23 protein-coding genes are annotated in these 18,876 nt (G+C 33.4%); 17 read left to right on the top strand and 6 right to left on the bottom strand.

Translation table 11 applies throughout. The features are described from left to right. Positions 1–117 precede the first annotated feature (117 nt). Together htpG and AXG55_RS01635 are read left to right on the top strand one after the other, a co-directional pair. Entirely contained in the window at positions 118–2,001 is a 1,884-nt protein-coding gene (htpG, locus tag AXG55_RS01640; RefSeq protein ID WP_148696412.1) for a molecular chaperone HtpG, read from the top strand. 88 nt (positions 2,002–2,089) lie between these two features. After that, positions 2,090–2,938, top strand: coding sequence for a PilZ domain-containing protein (locus AXG55_RS01635; RefSeq protein ID WP_148696411.1), 849 nt, complete (start codon positions 2,090–2,092; stop codon positions 2,936–2,938). A 2-nt stretch (positions 2,939–2,940) separates the two neighbouring features. On the opposite strand, the gene pgsA is transcribed toward AXG55_RS01635, so the two are convergent. Next, positions 2,941–3,609 carry a CDP-diacylglycerol--glycerol-3-phosphate 3-phosphatidyltransferase gene (pgsA, locus tag AXG55_RS01630; RefSeq protein ID WP_233231297.1) on the bottom strand — a complete coding sequence of 223 codons (669 nt, stop codon included), beginning with the start codon at positions 3,607–3,609 and terminating at the stop codon, positions 2,941–2,943. A gap of 246 nt (positions 3,610–3,855) precedes the next feature. Further along, the gene (locus tag AXG55_RS01625) at positions 3,856–4,365 is read right to left on the bottom strand and encodes a hypothetical protein (protein WP_148696409.1); all 510 of its coding nucleotides are present in this window, start codon (positions 4,363–4,365) and stop codon (positions 3,856–3,858) included. A 401-nt stretch (positions 4,366–4,766) separates the two neighbouring features. Between AXG55_RS01625 and AXG55_RS01620 the strand changes: the two genes are divergently transcribed. The 11 genes from AXG55_RS01620 (at position 4,767) to AXG55_RS01570 (ending at position 12,284) form a co-directional block, all read left to right on the top strand. Then, the gene (locus AXG55_RS01620) at positions 4,767–5,351 is read left to right on the top strand and encodes a peroxiredoxin (protein WP_148696408.1); all 585 of its coding nucleotides are present in this window, start codon (positions 4,767–4,769) and stop codon (positions 5,349–5,351) included. Positions 5,352–5,448: 97 nt separating this feature from the next. Next, the gene (dacB, locus tag AXG55_RS01615; RefSeq protein WP_148696407.1) at positions 5,449–6,948 is read left to right on the top strand and encodes a D-alanyl-D-alanine carboxypeptidase/D-alanyl-D-alanine endopeptidase; all 1,500 of its coding nucleotides are present in this window, start codon (positions 5,449–5,451) and stop codon (positions 6,946–6,948) included. Between the two features lie 3 nt (positions 6,949–6,951). Beyond that, on the top strand, positions 6,952–7,638 hold the full coding sequence (locus AXG55_RS01610) for a Crp/Fnr family transcriptional regulator (protein WP_148696406.1): 687 nt from the start codon (positions 6,952–6,954) through the stop codon (positions 7,636–7,638). Between the two features lie 9 nt (positions 7,639–7,647). Continuing rightward, positions 7,648–8,325, top strand: coding sequence for a heme ABC exporter ATP-binding protein CcmA (gene ccmA / locus AXG55_RS01605; protein ID WP_148696405.1), 678 nt, complete (start codon positions 7,648–7,650; stop codon positions 8,323–8,325). Position 8,326: 1 nt separating this feature from the next. Beyond that, positions 8,327–9,055 (top strand): heme exporter protein CcmB, encoded by a 729-nt coding sequence (locus AXG55_RS01600; RefSeq protein ID WP_148696404.1) that lies wholly within the window; start codon positions 8,327–8,329, stop codon positions 9,053–9,055. Positions 9,056–9,062: 7 nt separating this feature from the next. Further along, on the top strand, positions 9,063–9,788 hold the full coding sequence (gene ccsA / locus AXG55_RS01595; protein ID WP_148696403.1) for a cytochrome c biogenesis protein CcsA: 726 nt from the start codon (positions 9,063–9,065) through the stop codon (positions 9,786–9,788). Further along, the gene (locus AXG55_RS01590; protein ID WP_148696402.1) at positions 9,785–10,012 is read left to right on the top strand and encodes a hypothetical protein; all 228 of its coding nucleotides are present in this window, start codon (positions 9,785–9,787) and stop codon (positions 10,010–10,012) included. The genes ccsA and AXG55_RS01590 overlap by 4 nt, the downstream gene beginning before the upstream one ends. Then, entirely contained in the window at positions 10,009–10,509 is a 501-nt protein-coding gene (locus tag AXG55_RS01585; protein ID WP_148696401.1) for a cytochrome c maturation protein CcmE, read from the top strand. Before AXG55_RS01590 ends, AXG55_RS01585 begins: the two co-directional genes overlap by 4 nt. Before the next feature lies 1 nt (position 10,510). Next, the gene (locus AXG55_RS01580; protein ID WP_148696400.1) at positions 10,511–11,119 is read left to right on the top strand and encodes a TlpA family protein disulfide reductase; all 609 of its coding nucleotides are present in this window, start codon (positions 10,511–10,513) and stop codon (positions 11,117–11,119) included. Beyond that, complete coding sequence (locus AXG55_RS01575; protein ID WP_233231296.1) at positions 11,119–11,463, top strand: RNHCP domain-containing protein; 345 nt, start codon at positions 11,119–11,121, stop codon at positions 11,461–11,463. The genes AXG55_RS01580 and AXG55_RS01575 overlap by 1 nt, the downstream gene beginning before the upstream one ends. Continuing rightward, positions 11,460–12,284 carry a UDP-2,3-diacylglucosamine diphosphatase gene (locus AXG55_RS01570; protein ID WP_148696398.1) on the top strand — a complete coding sequence of 275 codons (825 nt, stop codon included), beginning with the start codon at positions 11,460–11,462 and terminating at the stop codon, positions 12,282–12,284. Before AXG55_RS01575 ends, AXG55_RS01570 begins: the two co-directional genes overlap by 4 nt. A 2-nt stretch (positions 12,285–12,286) precedes the next feature. Here AXG55_RS01570 and AXG55_RS01565 read toward each other — a convergent pair whose 3' ends face one another. Both AXG55_RS01565 and AXG55_RS01560 read right to left on the bottom strand, forming a co-directional pair. Then, a complete protein-coding gene (locus tag AXG55_RS01565) occupies positions 12,287–13,024 on the bottom strand; it encodes a phospholipase A (RefSeq protein WP_148696397.1) in 738 nt (245 codons plus the stop codon). Between the two features lie 47 nt (positions 13,025–13,071). Further along, entirely contained in the window at positions 13,072–13,461 is a 390-nt protein-coding gene (locus AXG55_RS01560; protein ID WP_148696396.1) for a PilZ domain-containing protein, read from the bottom strand. A 257-nt stretch (positions 13,462–13,718) separates the two neighbouring features. Between AXG55_RS01560 and AXG55_RS01555 the strand changes: the two genes are divergently transcribed. The 4 genes from AXG55_RS01555 to tsaD all read left to right on the top strand — a co-directional run bounded on the left by AXG55_RS01555 (position 13,719) and on the right by tsaD (position 17,465). Beyond that, positions 13,719–14,462, top strand: coding sequence for a motility protein A (locus AXG55_RS01555; protein WP_148696395.1), 744 nt, complete (start codon positions 13,719–13,721; stop codon positions 14,460–14,462). Beyond that, a complete protein-coding gene (locus AXG55_RS01550) occupies positions 14,462–15,313 on the top strand; it encodes an OmpA/MotB family protein (protein ID WP_148696394.1) in 852 nt (283 codons plus the stop codon). The genes AXG55_RS01555 and AXG55_RS01550 overlap by 1 nt, the downstream gene beginning before the upstream one ends. 135 nt (positions 15,314–15,448) lie before the next feature. Continuing rightward, the gene (locus tag AXG55_RS01545; protein WP_148696393.1) at positions 15,449–16,360 is read left to right on the top strand and encodes a tetratricopeptide repeat protein; all 912 of its coding nucleotides are present in this window, start codon (positions 15,449–15,451) and stop codon (positions 16,358–16,360) included. 7 nt (positions 16,361–16,367) lie between these two features. Continuing rightward, positions 16,368–17,465 carry a tRNA (adenosine(37)-N6)-threonylcarbamoyltransferase complex transferase subunit TsaD gene (gene tsaD / locus AXG55_RS01540; protein WP_148696392.1) on the top strand — a complete coding sequence of 366 codons (1,098 nt, stop codon included), beginning with the start codon at positions 16,368–16,370 and terminating at the stop codon, positions 17,463–17,465. Here tsaD and AXG55_RS01535 read toward each other — a convergent pair whose 3' ends face one another. Continuing rightward, entirely contained in the window at positions 17,466–17,885 is a 420-nt protein-coding gene (locus AXG55_RS01535) for a hypothetical protein (protein WP_148696391.1), read from the bottom strand. It lies immediately after the preceding gene. A gap of 432 nt (positions 17,886–18,317) precedes the next feature. Next, the gene (locus AXG55_RS01530; protein WP_148696390.1) at positions 18,318–18,794 is read right to left on the bottom strand and encodes a hypothetical protein; all 477 of its coding nucleotides are present in this window, start codon (positions 18,792–18,794) and stop codon (positions 18,318–18,320) included. Positions 18,795–18,876 lie beyond the last annotated feature (82 nt).

Here is an 18,876-nt window from a genome sequence, read left to right as displayed (position 1 = left end):
TGATTTAGGTATTGACTTCGACTCTCTCACGCTTAATTTCCTTATGTGCTGGTTCCTAAAGCAAGACCACATGGTTTCATAACTTTATATTATTTATAACTTATAAGGATTTAATCTATGACAGCAGAAGTCCATTCCTTTCAAGCAGAAGTGCAACAATTGATGAATCTTATGGTTCACTCACTTTATTCCAATAAAGAAATTTTCTTAAGAGAATTAATTTCTAACTCAAGTGACGCCGTCGATAAGTTACGCTTTGAAGAAATTACAAATCATAATTTGCTGAAATCTGACAAAGAGAACTCTATTACTTTAAGCATTGATAAAGAAAATAGTATATTAAATATTGAAGATAATGGAATTGGCATGAGCAAAGAAGAGCTCATGAATAATTTAGGAACAATTGCCAGCTCTGGAACTAAAAAATTCCTAGAAAAATTATCAGAACAAGACAAAAAAGATTCCAACTTAATTGGACAATTTGGCGTTGGATTTTACTCTGCTTTTATGGTTGCAAAACAAATAATTGTAGAAAGCCGCTCTGCTCATGGTGGATCTGCTTATAAATGGACTTCTTCAGGCGATGGTTCTTACACAATTGAAGAGAGCTCTAAAGAAACAAGAGGAACTCGCATTGAAATTCATTTAAAAGATGAAGAAAAAGAGTTTGCTGATGATTGGAAAATTCGCAGTATTGTCAGAAAATACAGCGATTACGTAACTTATCCTGTTTATCTTTTAGAAACAAAAGAAGATAAACAGGAGGAAACACGTCTTAATAAGTCAACCCCTGTTTGGGCTCGTAACAAACGCGAAAATAAACCTGAAGATTATAAAGAACTTTATAAGCAAATTTCAATGGATTGGAGAGAACCCCTCCTATGGGAACATATCAGCGTCGAAGGCTTAGTTCCTTTTAATGCTGTCATTTATGTTCCAAGCGAAGCACCATTCGATCTTTACACAAGAGATAATCATGGCTTACATTTATACGTAAAAAGAGTTTCTATTACTGAAAAATGTAAAGAATTATTACCCGAATATTTAAGATTTGTTGCAGGCGTTGTCGAAACAGATGAAATTCCTCTCAATGTTTCTCGCGAAATTTTGCAACAAAATAATAAATTACCGCAAATTAAAAAACAAATAATCAAAAAAACATTATCTTCTTTGCAGCATTTAGCTAATAATGAACAAGAAAAATATTTAAATTTCTATAAAGTTTTTGGCGCGGTTTTAAAAGAAGGCTTTCATTTTGACCACGAACAACACGAAACTTTGAGTGAGCTTGTGCGCTTTAAATCCTCTAAAACAGGAAAAGAAGGCTGGGTTTCTTTTAAAGAATATATTGAACGTAAAGCAGAAGCACAAAGAGAAATTTACTATTTAACAGGTCCAAGTTATGAAGCTCTTGAACGTAGCCCCCACCTAGAAGCACTGACATCACGAGGCATTGAAGTTTTGTTCTTAACTGATGCTATCGATGAATGGTTCCTCATGAGCTATGCGAAACATGGTGAATATAATTTAAAATCCATTAATAAAGGTGATCTTGACCTTACGGGCATTGGAAAAGAAAGCGAAGAAGATAAAAAGAACGAGGAAGCACCTGCTGAGGAACTCGTTGGATTGTTAGATCTTTTCCGCACAAAACTCTCTGATGACATTAAAGAGGTCAAAATTTCAAAACGTCTTCGCGAAAGCGCATGTTGTTTAGTTGCTGATGAAAACGGAATGAGTGCTCATATGGAGCGCATTATGAAAGCATCAGGACAAGATATGGGTGCAAATAATAAGCGTATTTTAGAAATTAATCCTTCCCATAATTTAATTAAAAATCTTGCGGAAAGAAAAAATAAGAATTCCGAAGACACCTTGTTAACAGAATGGGTAGAAGTTTTGTATGAAACAGCTCTTTTATCCGAAGGTAGCCCCGTTAAAAACCCAGGGAGCTTTGCAAAACGTTTAACTAAAATTATGGAAGTGGCTTCTGGTAAATAATTCCTAACGGAAAACATTTCCTTGCCTATATGGAATCCCTTCAAATTTCTTAAACTGATTAAGAAGCACAAATTGAAGGGGTTTTTTTATGGAAGTGTTTGACTCCGAAGGCAAATCGATATTTGATATCACACCGAAAAAGAAAAAAAGGTATGTTTTATTTGTATTTAAATTATCTCGCGAAGATGAATCTCGAATTAGAACAATAGAAAAAGCGATTCAACATGCTCTTCCTGAGCATGTTCTCATTCGCATTGAAGATCCCAATGAAGGATTAAAAGCCTTACTTGTTAAAAATATAGAAATTATTTTTGTCGATTCCTCAATTTTTGGAAGCGATAAAGTTTCTGTTGAATATGGTTTAGAGTGCAAAAAAAGAAAAAAATGTCCCATATTTTTTATAGCTCAAAGCGAGGAAACATTAATTCAGGAATATAGAAAAACCCTTGCCTTATATGAAGAATTTGATGATTATTTTAATGAACCAATCGACTTCATAGAAATAAGTAAAAAATTAAAAAGAGCATCATTGACTTTAGGGCGGAGAGCAAGAAGATTCTCCCTCGACATTCCAATTACAGTTTATCGATTAAACAATGATAAACTATATAATTTTATGCTCAGTGATTTAAGTCTCGTAGGCTTTGGAATCAAAATAAATAATGATGAACTCATGAACACCAATGAACAAGTAAAAATAAAATTACCTCTTTCTGAATTTAAATTATTTCACCCTCAATATGGCGAATTTTTACCTCTTTCCGGAAGAGTGAGAAGAATTTCAATTGATGGAAAAATTGCGGGATGCTCTATCGAACATATGACTCCTATGCAAATAGAAGTTCTCATGAATTTACTTGAAAAAGTAAGTAGAAGATTGCGGATGGCAAGAATAGCAGAAAAACCGATAATTGAAAAAGATCCTGTCCCTGTTTAAAATTACAACTTCTTTAATTGTTTTGCATAGTCATAAAGATATTGAATCCCACTAATTAAACTTGCAGCAAGTGCTAATAAAATAAATAATTGACCAATATAATGAAAGGGAATAAACCATAACGTACCACAAACAGTTAAACCAATAATGCCTAAATCTTGAAAAGTGGTTTTGGTTTTTCCGATCATATTTGAAGGAATTTGAATACCATCGTCAACGGCAGCAAGTCTAATGGCATTGATACCTAAGTCTCTCACAATAATAATGACAGCAACAAGGCCATCCATCCTATGCTTTTCAACTAATATTACCATAGCCGCGACAACTAAAAGCTTATCGGCAAGAGGATCGAGAAGTTTTCCTAACACAGTTTCTACTTGAAATTTTCTTGCAATCCATCCATCAAAAAAATCGGTAATAGCAGCCAGAGCAAAAACAAGAGCTGCCGCAATATCTGTCATACTAGGAACAATAGGCTTAATTAAACCAAAGTGTTCGGACTCCGTTGCAACTTCACCAAGGGACATAAGATATACGACTACAGGAATGCATAAGATGCGTAAAAAAGTCAGCCTATTTGGCAACTTTTTCAACCAATTCGGTACATCTTTAGAATTATTTGAATTTTCTTCTGAAGATAGCTTTCTATTTTTAAAAAACGACAGACTCAAGAGCAACCTCGTCACCACACAAAAGAACATTCACTCGTTCATACGCAACTCTAAGTGTTGTGCATGTGTCTTATTTATTTTTCAAGTCCAGAGTATAATATTATATAAATTGAATTATTAAAATGCTTAAAAAAGATATATTAAAAGAAGTGACTGTCAAAAAGTTATAATATGCAACAATCATCTTACTTTTGTATTTTTTGTTCAAATTTTTATTTTACAAACTAGAACGTGCAAATTGGATTTTTAATCAATTAATATCTGTGGAGTTCCATCTAAAACTCCTTTATTAGGAAAATTTTGGTAAGTCCAATTAGGACAGACAGATCGAGAATTTCCTCCTGATCTCACATTATAATGAACTAAAATATATGACCAAGAATTGGGGGCAACAGCGTATCCCGACGTACCAATCCACTTATAATTTTCTCCATGTGCACTTTTGCAAACAGCGGCTAAAGAATCACAAAATGTTTTTGCAGCTTCCATATTTTCAAAAGTATAATCCATATCCAAAATAGAGTGAAAGTACATTGAAGTTTTTCCTGAACCCACAATCCATGTTCCTTTATTATCAGGCTTAACAATATTATGCGGATAATTTCTTAGACCATTTGGCAAAGGCGGTGCCCATTTCCAATCATATTGATTTTGCTGACTAGCACAAAATAAATATGATCCTAAAGAAGCAAAAGCATGATTTGTATTATAAAAAAATATAGGAAAAGACACAAATAAAAATTTATTTAATTTCATAAAAAATTCCTTATAAACAATTAAATTAATGTATAAAAATTTTACTGTATATTATTCAATTAGCGAAGCTGTTATGCATCAATATATACATTTAATTACAAAAAAATCAATTTAAATTTTATATTTTTTTTTGGGAGTCAAAATGAGTTATTTAAAAATTAAAATTTTAATCGTAAAAAAATAAAATAATAATAGGTATTTTAAAAAAACTCAGTACATTCATTATTAAAAAAATACATTTCTCAAAAAATTTAAAAAAAATGAAATGTGAATTTAAAATCTTTTTTTAAAACTTAAGAAAATGAGATATCTTGACAATCAATCGCTTAAGTATAGTCTATTGCAATGAGGAATACATCCTCTTAACTTCTTAAGTTTAATTCATTATTAAAGGGGGTTCCATGAGTGTTTTAGTAGGTCGCCAAGCTCCAAATTTTAAAGCAGATGCTGTTGTAAATGGAGATTTCAAGGAAGTCTCTCTTTCTGATTTCAAAGGTAAGAAATATGTTGCTTTATTTTTCTATCCCTTAGATTTCACTTTTGTTTGCCCAACAGAGCTTCATGCTTTTCAAGAAAAAGCGGAAGAATTTGCAAAAAGAGATGTTGAGCTTATGGGTTGCAGCATTGATAGCAAATTCTCTCACTATGCCTGGCTGAGTACTCCTAAAAATAAAGGCGGCATTGAAGGCGTCAAGTATACTTTACTGTCCGACATTCACCGCACTATCGCACGTGACTATGATGTCTTAAGTGACGGAGGAGTTGCCTTCCGCGGTTTCTTCTTAATTGACAAAAGCGGTGTTGTGCGTCACCAACTTGTCAACGATCTTCCTTTAGGCCGTAACGTTGACGAAGCTCTTCGTCTTGTTGATGCTTTGCAACACTTCGAAAAACACGGCGAAGTTTGTCCTGCAAATTGGAATAAAGGAAAAGATGCAATGAAGGCAACCAAAGAAGGCGTAAGCAACTATTTGTCTAAAAATTAATTCTTTATTTTATTTGTAAGTTCAGATAATTTAAAAGTTCTTTAAGCTTTGCTTAGAGAACTTTTTATTTTTATATTTAAAAAGGAATTTAAAGAAAATGAAAAAAAACTTATTAAATAAAACCATTTTTATTTTAATTATACTCATTTCTCAGAATAGCGCTTATGCCCAAGACGATTCCTTTCCTGCATTAAAAAAATTAGAAAAAGAAGGCAATCAAGTTTCTGCTATGGCAGTTAGATTAAGCGATGGAAAAATTATTGCGGAATTAAATTCTGAAAAACGACTTTCTCCAGCATCTGTTACAAAGCTCATTTTAGCCTCTAAGGCTATTGATACCTGGGGAATTGATAAGACATTTACCACCAAAGTATTTATGCGTGGCAAACTTAATAAAGAAATATTAAATGGCGATTTGATTTTTTATGGAGTAGGAGATCCCTCGCTTACCAATGAAAAACTATGGTTTATATCTACCGACGTTGCACGCTATGGTATTAAAAAAATTACAGGTAAAATTATTGTTAATAATTCTTTTTATGGAAAAGTAACAGATGACGAAAATCGTATTGCGGGTAAAACAAAAAGTCAAAATGCTTATGATTCTCCTCTTTCTTCTGCCGCAGTCAATTTTAGTGTTCTTGCACTTGTCATAAGCCCCGCACAAGAAGAAGGACACACTGCGCACATTGCTCTTGAGCCTTATGCCATGTCAAATGTAAAAATTTTAGGTTCTGTAAAGACGACGAAAGAAAGCTCTAACACACAATTATCCGTTTCAAGAACATCAAAAAATGGCAAAGACACTTATATCGTGTCTGGAAATATTGCTTTAGGAAGTACGCCACAAAGAATTTATCGCTCCGTTTCCGATCCCAATTTATACGCTGGTGAAACATTTAACGCATTTTTAAACAGCGCTGGCGTTGAAACATCGGGGATGATTGATATTGACACATCAAATATTACCAAAAATGATGTCCTTGTTTCTCAAATAGAAAGTTTTCCTCTTGATTGGCAACTGCGCGGTTTATTTCAAGTAAGTAATAATTTTATTGCGGATATGCTAACTCTGAATTTAATTAATGAGACAAATTCTAAAAACAAAGGAGATCTTAAAGCAGGAGGTAAAATATTAGAGCAATATTTAAAAAATATCATTCAAAATTCTCCTTGGCATGATCAAAAAAACCAAAATTCACCTATAATTATAGAAAGCGGAAGCGGATTAACTCCCAATAATCGACTTTCTGCTAAAGACATTATTTCCGTGTTGGATCAAATGTATTTTAATGGTAGAGGTTTTCCAGCGTATCTTGCTGCTTTACCAGTAATTGGAGAAGAGGGAACGCTGAAAAAAAGATTTGCCTCCTCCTCTGAAAAACATCTTCAAGGAAGGTTGCGAGCCAAAACAGGCACTCTTACGGAACCAGTTCACGTTTCCGCACTAGGTGGCTACAGCCGTCTTCGTAATGGGGATTGGGTTTCTTTTGCAATTATTGTCAATGGAATGAAATCTAAACCACAAATCGATTTAAAAAACATACGAGATGCCATAGACTCGGACCTTGCAAAGGTTTTGCCATCGGAGCTTTAAAACATGGAAAGAAAAACTAAGGGAACATATACTCTGCGCCGTTTGTTTCCTTCTCTTTCAGAAGAAGATCTCCTTTTATTCCAAGAAAACTCATCCGTAATTAGATTAAAAAAGGGTCAAAATCTTTTTATTTCAGGTGATACCCCTCGTTCCATCTACGGTGTTGCCAATGGCTGTTTAAAAATTGTGCGTGAGAGCCAAGAAGGCGAAAGTGTCATCACACGCATTGTAAGAGCAGGACAAATAGTGGGAATTCGAGAAGTTTTTGGTGAGTTTAAGTACGGCCGCACTTCTGTCGCGCTAAAAGATAGCGAGGTTTTTTCTATTGAAAAAACCATTGTCATCGATTTAATTCAAAGAAGTCCAGCTGTATCAATGCAATTTATGAAAATTTTTTGCAACGAGCTCTCTCGAATGGAAAAAAGAATTGAGTCGGATCTTTATCGTCCTGCAAAAAACCGAGTTGCATCTGTTATTTTTGAGCTTTACAATTTATTTGCAGATGAAGGAGCGCAAAGTTTTGAACCTCCCTTAAATAGGCGAGACATTGCCGAACTCGCCGATGTCACGCCAGAAACCGTAAGCCGCGCTATTGCAGATTTAAAACATGCGGGAATCATGGAAACACAGGGCTCTTCGTTCACTATTCTTGACACTATGGCACTGCAAAATGAAGCGGAAGAAAGATAATAAAGTAACATGAATCCTTATCTTTCATGTGAGAATATAGAAATTAAAGTGGGTTATAAAACACTCATATCCTCATTTTCTTTAACCGTAAATTCCTCAGAAACATTTGCGATTACAGGATCAAATGGTTGTGGCAAAACTTCTTTATTGCGCATTTTAGCTGGTTTATCACGACCTCATGAGGGAGTGATAAAAATCATGAATGAAAAGCTATGGCCCACAAAAGAAATTAAATATGAACATTATTCTATTTTTCTTTCCAATATCCCCTCTTTGCTCCTAGATCATTCCGTTTTATGGAACTTAGAATTTTATGTAAAATCCTTTGGCTTAAAATTTACTCTTCCTGAATATAAACAAGCATTATCACTAGTTGGACTTAAGGATCGTGAAAAACAAATTGCCCGAAGCCTTTCTACAGGGCAAAAAAGACGACTGAGTTTTGCCGCCCTCACTCTCATGAAACCTAATATTGTCTTAGCAGACGAACCTACAAATGGTCTTGATGAAGAAGGCTGCCAGTTGTGCCTTGAAATATTATCTTCATTAAAAACCTTTCATAATTCTTCAATTATTATTGCGACACATGATGAAAAGCTTATTAATTGGTGTCAAAATAAAATTTCACTTGAAAAATATGTTCCCAAAGAACAAAAAAACAAAATCAATGTGAAGGCCTTACTCTAAAATGACATATGCGACACAACAAAAAAAAATCACTATTTTAACTTGGTTACATCACTTTATTTTTATTAATAAAATAAGTTTTCGTTCCCTTTGGGTACGTAAGGCAACTTGGTTCGGCACCCTCATTTTTGCTTGCTGCCTTCTTATTCTTTTTCCTTTTGGACTGGGAACAGAAGCTTTAAAACGAATCGATATTCAAATTGGATCCTTATGGATTATCAATGAGTTTATCGTGGTTTTGGCTGTAGGTCGTATTTTTGCTCCGGAACAAGAATCATATGCGATTGATCTTTTGCTTTCATCGCGTATTCCGCGTTCCTCATTACTTGCGGGTAAAATTTCATTTTCCTTTTTTCAAATTTTATCATTACAAGTACCTGTCACATTTTTTTGGATTATTTTATTTAATGTCCCTAGCTCTATTTTATATGAACTCCTTAAAATTATAATGCCGGTAAGCTTGCTTTTTAATGCGGGTACTGCAAGTTTGGGAGCGCTCGTTTCGTGCATAACAGCGCGCAGCTTAGCCAAAGAAATATTGCTCCCTATGCTATTTTTCCCCTTACAAAGCGGAATACTTCTTGCCGCTGTTTCTTTAACGGTTCAAGTTGGCAATAATTCATTGCTAGGAGCATTTAGTCCTGAGGCATGGTGGACTATCCTAATAACTTATCCCATTATATTTACAGCACTAGGCTTTTTATTAAGCGAAGTGCTTTTACAGGAATAGTTAAAATATGAACGTTGAAAACACTATACAAAGTAAAATTCCAAATAAAATATTAAAACCAATGAGAAGATGGAATTTTCTCATTCTATTATTTACTTTCATTCAAATAATAGGCTGGTATTTTGCATTATTTCAAATTGGAGCCGATACCGATCAAGGTAACGTTTACCGCATTATTTTTGTCCACGTTCCTGTTGCTTGGTGTGCTTTTTTTTGGGTATTTTTAAGTGCTATTTTTGCTATTTTAACATTAATATACTCCAAAAAATCTGAAATTTTCGATCGCAGTAGTCATGCCTCACTTGAATTAGGAACCGTGTTTTCGTTATTAACTTTAATCACGGGAAGCGTTTGGGGTAGACCCACCTGGGGAGTTTGGTGGGATTGGGATCCCAGACTTACCTCAAGTCTTGTGATGTTTCTTGTTTGCTGCGGCTATTTAGTGTTACGCCATTTTACTCCCGATATTAAGGCAAGACGCAATGTTTCCGCTGTGATTGCCATTTTAGGAGCAATTAATGTTCCTGTTGTTTATTTTAGTGTTAATTTATGGAGATCTGTGCATCAACCTCAAACATTTGTAGAAAAATCACAAAATGCTTCCACAGATATTAGTCTCGTTTTGTTATTTAATTATGTTGCTATGTTTATTTTAAGTATTGCAATTTATAAAATGAGAAGACAATCCATATCCGCTAAAGAAACACTGGAATCTGCAAGAGGTCAGCAATGAATCAAGAATATGGTAATTGGGGTTGGGAAATTTTTGTTTATCCCAGTTATATTGTTGTTGCTATCATATTATTATCTTATATTGGATATTCTTATTTTTCATTAATTAACTCTTTAAAAGACATGAGAAATGAAGGTTATTTTGAAAATAATGATGATAGTAATTTTAATTTTAGCGATAAATCAAGTGAGAGTGATTTATCAGGTAAAGGATCTGACTCATGAAATTAAATGGTGGCCAAATAGCAGGAATTCTCATTGTTGTTGGCTCATTAAGCTTAATTATTTATCAAGCAACGCGAAGCGAATCTTCTGTTACTTTTTATACACCAGCTGAAGTGTATGCTAGCCCTTTGAAGTTTGAAGGAAAATTATTTCGTGTTTCAGGATTGGTTTTAGCAGGTACAAAACAGTGGGACGCTAAAAACAGTGATTTAAAGTTTAAAATAACAGACCTAGAAGGTCACAATTTTCATGTTCATTACAAGGGAATTCCTCCAGATCTATTTAAAGAAGGTCAAGGAGTGGTTGTAGAAGGTCGCCTTTTATCAAACCCAAATGAAAATCAAGAAAAGCAAATTATTGCAAATCTTTTAATGGTTAAACATAGTGAAGTTTATGATACCCAAAAAGATCATAAGCAAATGAAAGAAGCAAAACTTTTAGATAGCATATTAAAAGATCAAAATATAAATAAAAATTCTGAAAAAGTAGAGAATTAAAATGAGTTCTAAATTCGCAAATAAAAAATCATTAATTATTTCTGCTGCCATTCTATCCTTTTTCTTAGCACTGATGATTTATGCACTAAAGCAAGATCCCAACTTTACACCAAGCCAGCTTGTGGGAGAACAGGCTCCCACCATTTCGGCACCTGTTGCGCAAGGAGGATCATTTAATTCCCAAGATATTTTCCATCATAATCGATGGGTCGTTGTTAACTTTTGGTCTTCTTATTGCAATGTATGTCGAAACGAAGCGCCTGAAATTGAAAATTTTTATCAAACAGTGACATTGAAAAGCAATGAAAATCCTTATTTTTTAAGTATTAATATTCAAGATGATAAAGAAACAATTAAACAGTGGCAAAACAATTACAAACAAAGTTTTCCGGTTATTCAAGATGAACAAGGACTCATTTCTTTAAAATATGGCGTTACAGGAACTCCTGAAACATTTTTTATAGCTCCCGATTCTACTGTTAAATACCGTGTGGCAGGACAAGTCAGCAAAGATTTTATTTTAAATTTCATTGCATGGCTAGAGAAACACCCTACTGCAAGCCAAGAAGAAGCTACAAAAGCACTTATCAATATAAGAAGCAATTCCTAATGTCCCTTGAACAACCTGTATTTACAAAAATAAATGAATCCTTTTCTTGTTCAAATTGCCATTATTCTGTGCCTCCAGCACAAAGCACGTGTCGTGATCATTGTCCAAAATGTTTATATAGTATTCATGTCGACAATAATCCTGGAGACAGAGCCTCATTGTGTAAAGGAATATTAAAACCCATTGCATTTTCACAGCACAAAAAAAAAGGTTTTATGATTCATTATCAATGCCTGTCCTGTGGAGAAGAAAAAAGAAATAAATTCCTAGAAAATGATTGCTTCATTGCAGATGATTTCAACATACTCTTAAAACTAAGCGGCGTAACAAAGGTAGTAACGTGAGAACGGTTAAAATTGTAGAAATAGAAAACTTTATTGTTTTTTCTGATGTGCATTTGCGTGATCCAAATGATGAAATTACAAAAATTTTTCTAAATAATCTTGATCAAATTATATCAAATATTCAAAATAAAAAACAAAAAATTGATGCTCTTTTTTTACTTGGAGATATTTTTGACTTCATTACAGTTTCAAAAAAATTCTTTTTAAATTTGTGGAAAGACGTTTTTGAGAAATTCAAAAAATTAAAAGATTTTGGTGTTAAAACTTACTTTATTGAAGGAAATCACGATTTTGGTTTTGAACATTTTCATTCTAAACGTCTTGATCAATATTTTACAGACTATGGAGATTTTATTATTGAATTTCACCATAAGAAATTAGGAACAGTCGTTTTAAGACACGGTGACAACGTTGTTTGTGCTCCTACATATCATAAACCAAGATCTTTTTTCAAATCTTATTTATTTCAAAAAATCGCAAATTTCTTTGTTGCGGGATGGATCATGCATTTTATTTGCACAAAATATGCAAAAAAAAGCAGAAACAGAGGAGCTTATAATGCACTTCAGCCCGAGTTTTTAAAGCATTGTCTGACTCAATATTTAATCGATTACGAATTTCAATTTAAAAAGAATTTAGATACCCTAATTATAGGTCACATTCACGTCTTATTAAATTTTATATATAATAAAACAAACATATTAGTCGGACCTGATTGGTTTTCTGCTCCAAATTATCTTTATTGCGACAAAGAAGGAAGTACAACAAGGATTTTTATCACAGATAAAAAAGCCGAACATTTTCGCTTAAATGAAAATTAATTTTAAATATTTTTATTACAATTGCAAGTTGTATTGGATTTGTCTTCCATAAATTGAATACCAATGCCATAAGCTTGTGTAAAATGATTGTACTCAAGCAAACTTTGCCCATAACCATAAAAATACTGAAAGTAAATCGCATAGTGATTAGAAAATTGAATGCTTTCTGAGAAAGTATATTGAATCCTTGTTAAATCTTCAATATTTTGAATGGATAATTTTGTTTCAAAATAATTTATTTTATAACCAATTGTTATTTTTTCACGACCTAAATAATCTTCTATTTTATCATTTTGATATTCTACAGCTTCATTATTTTTTATTGGGATAATCCAAGGCATAAATTCAAATAAAAAATGATCATCAGTATACTTAAAATTTGCGAAAAGTCTGTTCCAAGATCTTTCGAATTGATCACCTTTTCCATTTGACTCATGACTAATGCCTAGAGTTGTTTTTATTTCATTTGAAAATTTATACGCAATAAAAAGTTCGGGATTATAATCTGCGGAACGAAACCAGGGTCTTGATGTATTTACCTGCCAAAAAGCTTTTATTGTGAAACTACTTGCAATACTCAAATTGTCCCAATCATAAATTAATGAGTATAAACTTAATTGCCATTTAATTTCGTCATTCGTAACAGGAGTATTATTTTGCATTTGATTAGAAATATTATAATATGGTGAAGCAGTATAATAATAAGGTAAAAAATAATTATCCTGATATAACTCAAACATAAATTATCAACCTATTTTTGAACTTAGAATATAGAAAAAGCTCACATTTATGAAGCATTTTTACTTGTAATTTTATTTACAATTTCTATTATCCTGAGTCCTTTATTAAGAACAGCAATTTCAGAATCTTTTAAATTCTGAAATTGACATGAAATTGTCTTACCTAAATTAGTTGCTCTTTTAATTTCAGCTCTTAATTTGAGATTGTCTTCTTTATCTATGCCAAACATTCTTACAGGCATTTCAAAAGTAACAAAATTACCAACTTTAAAACCTCTTTTTATACTATCTACCTCTAGATTGAGACTCACTCCTCCTGCTGAAATATTATTTATTGTTCCCATGACAGGAGTAGAGTCATCATCCGAATGAATTTGGACAATGGCTTTACTTATAAATCTAGGACTTGTCCTATTATTTTCAACAGGCTCACTCATAAGAGCTCCACATTAAAACAAACCAAATAGCATTATTTAATCGGAAAAAAGTTTCTATTTATAAGTCATTTTTTTTATAAATTTAAAAATTTTTACATGTGAAATTTTTCAATGCAATTTATTCTAAGAATGTCAAAATTTGTCATTTAATTACACTGTTTTTCAATTAATCTTAATAATAACGCTATTTTATTAAAAAGGATTTTTAATTATTTCAAATAGTTGATTCTCATTGAAGCGAAGAATGAGGTTTACAAATGGAAATTTCAAGCATTATAGGACCTATTATGGGCGCCATTGCCGTTGTAGGTACTGCTGCTCTCAAAGGGTTACAAGTAGGGATGCTTTGGGGAGGTTCTGCGGCTATGATCGTGGGAGTTGGCTCAACAGCGGCCGTTATGACAGCATACCCTTTAAAAGATGTTATTTTTTCATTTAAATCGCTGGGTTTATTCTTAAATGGCCCTGTTATTGACTCAGAAGGAGCTATTTCCACAATCGAACGCCTCGCCCAAATGGCGCGTAAAGATGGCGTACTCGCCCTGGAAAAAGAGATTGACAAATTAGAAGATGAGCTAATGAAAAAAGGCATCGAAATGGTTTCCATGAACACAGATGCCATTGTCATTGAAAATGTTCTCTATGCAGAAATTGATATGATGTATGAAGAAGAGGAAATTGCAGCAAAATTTTGGGAGGACATGGGAGCTTTTGCGCCCACAATTGGAATTCTGGGAGCGGTTTTAGGACTTATGGTGGTAATGTTAAACCTTGATAATCCACCGGAAATTGGTCCTGGAATTAAAACAGCATTTATTGCGACACTTTATGGTGTTGCCCTTGCAAATCTATTCGCATTACCTGCTGGAAAAAAAATTAAAAGAATGTGTCACCATAAAAAAGTATTTCGCGAAATGATTGCTGTGGGAATTGTTGGTATTGCACAAGGAACAGCACCAAAAGTACTTGTTGAAAGACTTCACGGGATGGTTCACCACTAATGCCAAAGAAGAAAAAGTGCCCCGAATTTGAAAACCATGAACGTTGGCTTGTCGCATTTGCAGACATGATGACACTTCTGTTTGCTTTGTTTGTGGTTCTTTATGCCATTGCAGTTGTCAACACTTCAAAAGTAAAACAAGTTACAGAATCAATGCAGGTCGCATTCGGTATAAAAGAAGAGGTGCCGAAGGAAGAAGGCACCATCCCAAGAGGTCCTGATTCCAGAGAAAGCATATTTCGTTACATTAAAGGAAATACAAGCCGCGAACAAATTCTTCAACGAATTGTAAGAGAAAGAGCAGCTATCATTGCCGCCCAAGCAAAACAGATGGAGCAAAAACTAGCGCAAAGACTCTATGGAGCAAAACAATTTCCAGATAGAGAAAAAAAACCTGTAGATAGACTTATTTACGTTGCCCGTGATCCTGATGGTATTCGTATCACCTTGCTTTCTCGAGTATTATTTGAGCCGGGCTCTTATGAGTTGAAACCAGCAACCAAAGATTTATTACGTGGAGTTGCAGAAGTTTTAAAAGGCATAGGTCGCATGATCCGTGTCGAAGGACACACTGACAATCTTCCCTTTGAGAGAAATGGCCTTTCAAATTGGGAACTGAGCTGTCTGCGTGCGACAAACGTTACAAAGTACTTCTTGGAAACAGGGCTATTTCCAAAAGGAAGTATTTATCCCGCTGGTTTTGCCGAAACCAGACCTATTGCTGAAAACGACACGCCCGAAGATCGCGCGTTAAATCGCAGAGTCGACTTAAAAATTTTATACGACAATCCCGATGATTATATTCCCCCAGATGACCAATTGGGTAATGAAGAAAAGTCTGACAAAGAATAGAGTTTGAACAATTATAAAAGTAAGATATATACTAGCCATTCGGGGTTTCTTGTATCCAATAAATACAATATTCATTTTGAAAAACAAACCCCTTGCCTTAATCAGAATACCTGGCAAAACTTTTTGGAGAAATCAATGAGAGACATAAATACAAATCTTACTGAATTCAATTTAACAAATAATTACAATAAATTATTAAAAAAATCGAACCTTAAGGTATTTCTTACCTTAACGGCTTCTAGTCTTATTTTTCAGGGCTGCATGACTTCTTCGCGACAAGATCAACTCCAAACATCTTTATCTCAACTGCAAGGACAAATCGTTCAACTGCAAGAACAAATAAATAAGAGAGATCAGCAAATTACAAATACAACTCAAACTGCTTTGTCTTCTCAAAATGAAGTTGAAAGTTTGCAAACACAATTGCAACTTACGCAAGGCACAGTTGACGAATTAAAAGCAAAAATAAAACGTATTGAAGAAAATGCGGGGGGGAATGCTTCCGAGCAAAATGTGATTTCATTAAACAATAAATCCGATTCCTTAACACAAATTCAGCGCCAAATTGCTCGAATTGAAATCGCTGCCACTTCTAAAATTGGTCTCAATAAAAAAGGAAAACTACCTCCAAAATTAACTTCTTTAGCCGAAATAAATAAAAGCTTAAAAAACTCATTTGAACAAGGTAACTTCAAACAAACTATTGAACTGAGCAGTTCCGTACTGCATTCCGCCGATGCTACCGATGACATGATGCAGATTGCTGTTGCCTATCGTGGAGAGTCAAAATTTAAATTAAAAGATTATAAGGGTGCGGCTATAGATCTTTCAAATTATATTGAACTCTACCCAAATTCCTCTAAATATGCACTTTCCCTTTTACTTGCTGGAGATAGTTACGTTTACTTAAAAAACAATGAAATAGCAAAATCCTATTATCAAGAATGCGCAAAATCTTATCCAAATCTTGCGGAAGGAAAAGCCGCAGCAGGAAGACTCTCAAAAATCAATACCCAATCAACTTCTTCACAAGCTCAGGCACAATAATTAATCTATGCAACAAACTATTTTGGCCATTGAAAGTTCATGCGACGAAACCGCAGTATCCATTTTGAAATGCGTTAAGGATACTCAAGGTAACATAAATTCGATCACGATTTTAGCACACGAAGTGGAATCTCAAATTGAAAGTCACGCCCCCTTTGGAGGAGTTGTTCCCGAATTGGCTGCACGAGATCATCTTTCTAAAATATATGACATAACCAATTCTGCTTTAATAAAAGCAGAAATATCTCAAAAAGAGTTAACGGCCGTCGCCGTTACCATGGGACCCGGTCTCATCGGAGCTCTGATGGTCGGAGTGCTTTATGCACGAGGACTTGCTTTATCACTCAATATTCCCTTAATTTCAGTGAATCATGTTGATGCACATCTTGCTCCCGCTCTTCTTTTGAATGAATTTTCACCACAACATGATCTTGGGGTATGCAAAAATGTCAGCCAAATTCAATATCCCGCACTTGCCTTAACCGTGAGCGGAGGACATTGTCATTTAAGTATTCTTTCATCAGCAACATCGAAATCCCTATTGGGAAAAAGCCTAGATGATGCCTGTGGCGAAGCTTTTGACAAGGTTGCCAAACTGCTTGGCCTAGGCTATCCAGGAGGCCCCCTTATTGAGAACTTGGCAAAGTCTGCTGAAGAGTTTGGCAATACAGAAGAATTTAAATTTCCCAGCAAACCCGCAAATAGGGAAAATAAATATCATTTTACTTACAGTGGTTTAAAAACAGCGGTCATGGAATGCATTCGTAAAGCAACAGGAATAAAAAAAGGTAAAATTACAGGAAAAGACTTACCGAAAGAAAAAAAACAATCTATTGCTTACGCTTTTCAGCAAGCAGCCTTAATGCAGCTTCATGATAGAGTTCACAATGCCATTATTGATTATCCTGATATTAAAACAATTCTAGTTGCGGGCGGCGTGGCTCAAAATAAAAAATTCAGAGAACTATTTTCTTCATTTGATAAAAAAATAATATTTGCACCACCTGCGTTATGTTCTGATAATGCGACAATGATTGCTCTGCAGGCAGTTTTAAGTGAAAATAGTAAAGGATTTACAGATCATCCCTTTGCAAAATATAATTAATTATTTTCTTTTAAAACAGTTTAAAAATAAATTATTATTTTTATGCACTTTCGCATTAAATGTGACTTTATCTAAAGTTACTTTGTATCCTTCTGCAGAATCAAAATAAGCATTTTTAAGAGTTTGCTCTTTTAAATTAACAGCTATGACCTCCGTTGGAGCATTTGGATAAACTTCTCTTGAGGTTAAATATGCACCTTTTACAAAATATTCGGGTGCTAGAGCTTGTGTTTGAATGACAAGTCCCCAAGCAACACCTACAAAATGATTTGCAGGGCTGCAAACTAAAGTTGCATCTGTTACCCCACCCGGAACAGATGCTGCTTGAGTATCTAAATTGAGTTCAAATACTTCTGTACTAGAAGCATTTGCAATACCAAAAAATGAAAAACTAATTAAAGAAATAAGACTTAATTTCATAGATCTTCCTCGCATATTTATAATTTTATTAAAGCAACTATTAGAAGTGAACCCTAATTTAATTTAATTTAAATGTCAATTTAATATTGCTACTTTTAAAGGTAGGTTATATTTTAATAGAAAATTATAAATATATGCAGTTATAAATCAAAATATTGTCATTAATTACTTGAGCTGAAATATTATTTTTATCAAAAACAATCTCACTTTTATTTTTAAATTTGTTATTCATTTTATAATCCAAACTTAATAAAGCTATATTTTCATCTTGATTTATAATTTCAACATTATAAAAAGAGGACAATGAATTAGGAACTTGGAGGATAATAAATAATGAACTTTGAATAGTTATATTATTTTCAATTTTCTTAAAATTCAACTCCAACAAATACTTTTCTCTAGATTTTTTTTATTTTGAAAGAAAAAATTTAATTAAAAATTTAAATAATGCCAATTAGGACAATATACTCCATTTTTAATTCTTTTATTGTCTTTATTTTCATAATAGAACACTTTAATATAAGTCCAAATTAAAACAGAAACAGACCACGAGGCTACAGCAACATACTTAAATTCACCTCCATAAGCATTTGTACATTTTTTTTGCAACTGACTACAAAAGTCGCGCGCCTCTTCAACTGAATTAAAATCTTGTAAAACTCGCAATTCTTGATTAAAATATTTATTATGCCCCCCTGTTCCATTTATCCAAGTACCTCTATTATCAGGGGACGTCGCCAATTGATTAAAATTTTCAATTCCATCTGAGCTTTCTGGAGCCCACTTCCAATCATAAAGATTATTTTGATTAACACAAAAAAGATATGATCCTAATTCATGAGCATGAGTATTAATATTCGAGTAAATAAAAATAAAAATAAAAAATTTATAAAATGATTTTACAATCATATTTAATCCTTATAATAATATTAAATTTTTATGTAAATAGTATAAATAATATTTTCGATTAAAAATAATCATTTTTAATAAT

The organism is Silvanigrella aquatica (assembly GCF_001907975.1).
GTDB lineage: Bacteria > Bdellovibrionota_B > Oligoflexia > Silvanigrellales > Silvanigrellaceae > Silvanigrella > Silvanigrella aquatica.
The sequence above is the reverse complement of the archived record's forward strand: the minus strand, read 5'-3'. Positions and strand labels throughout refer to the sequence as shown.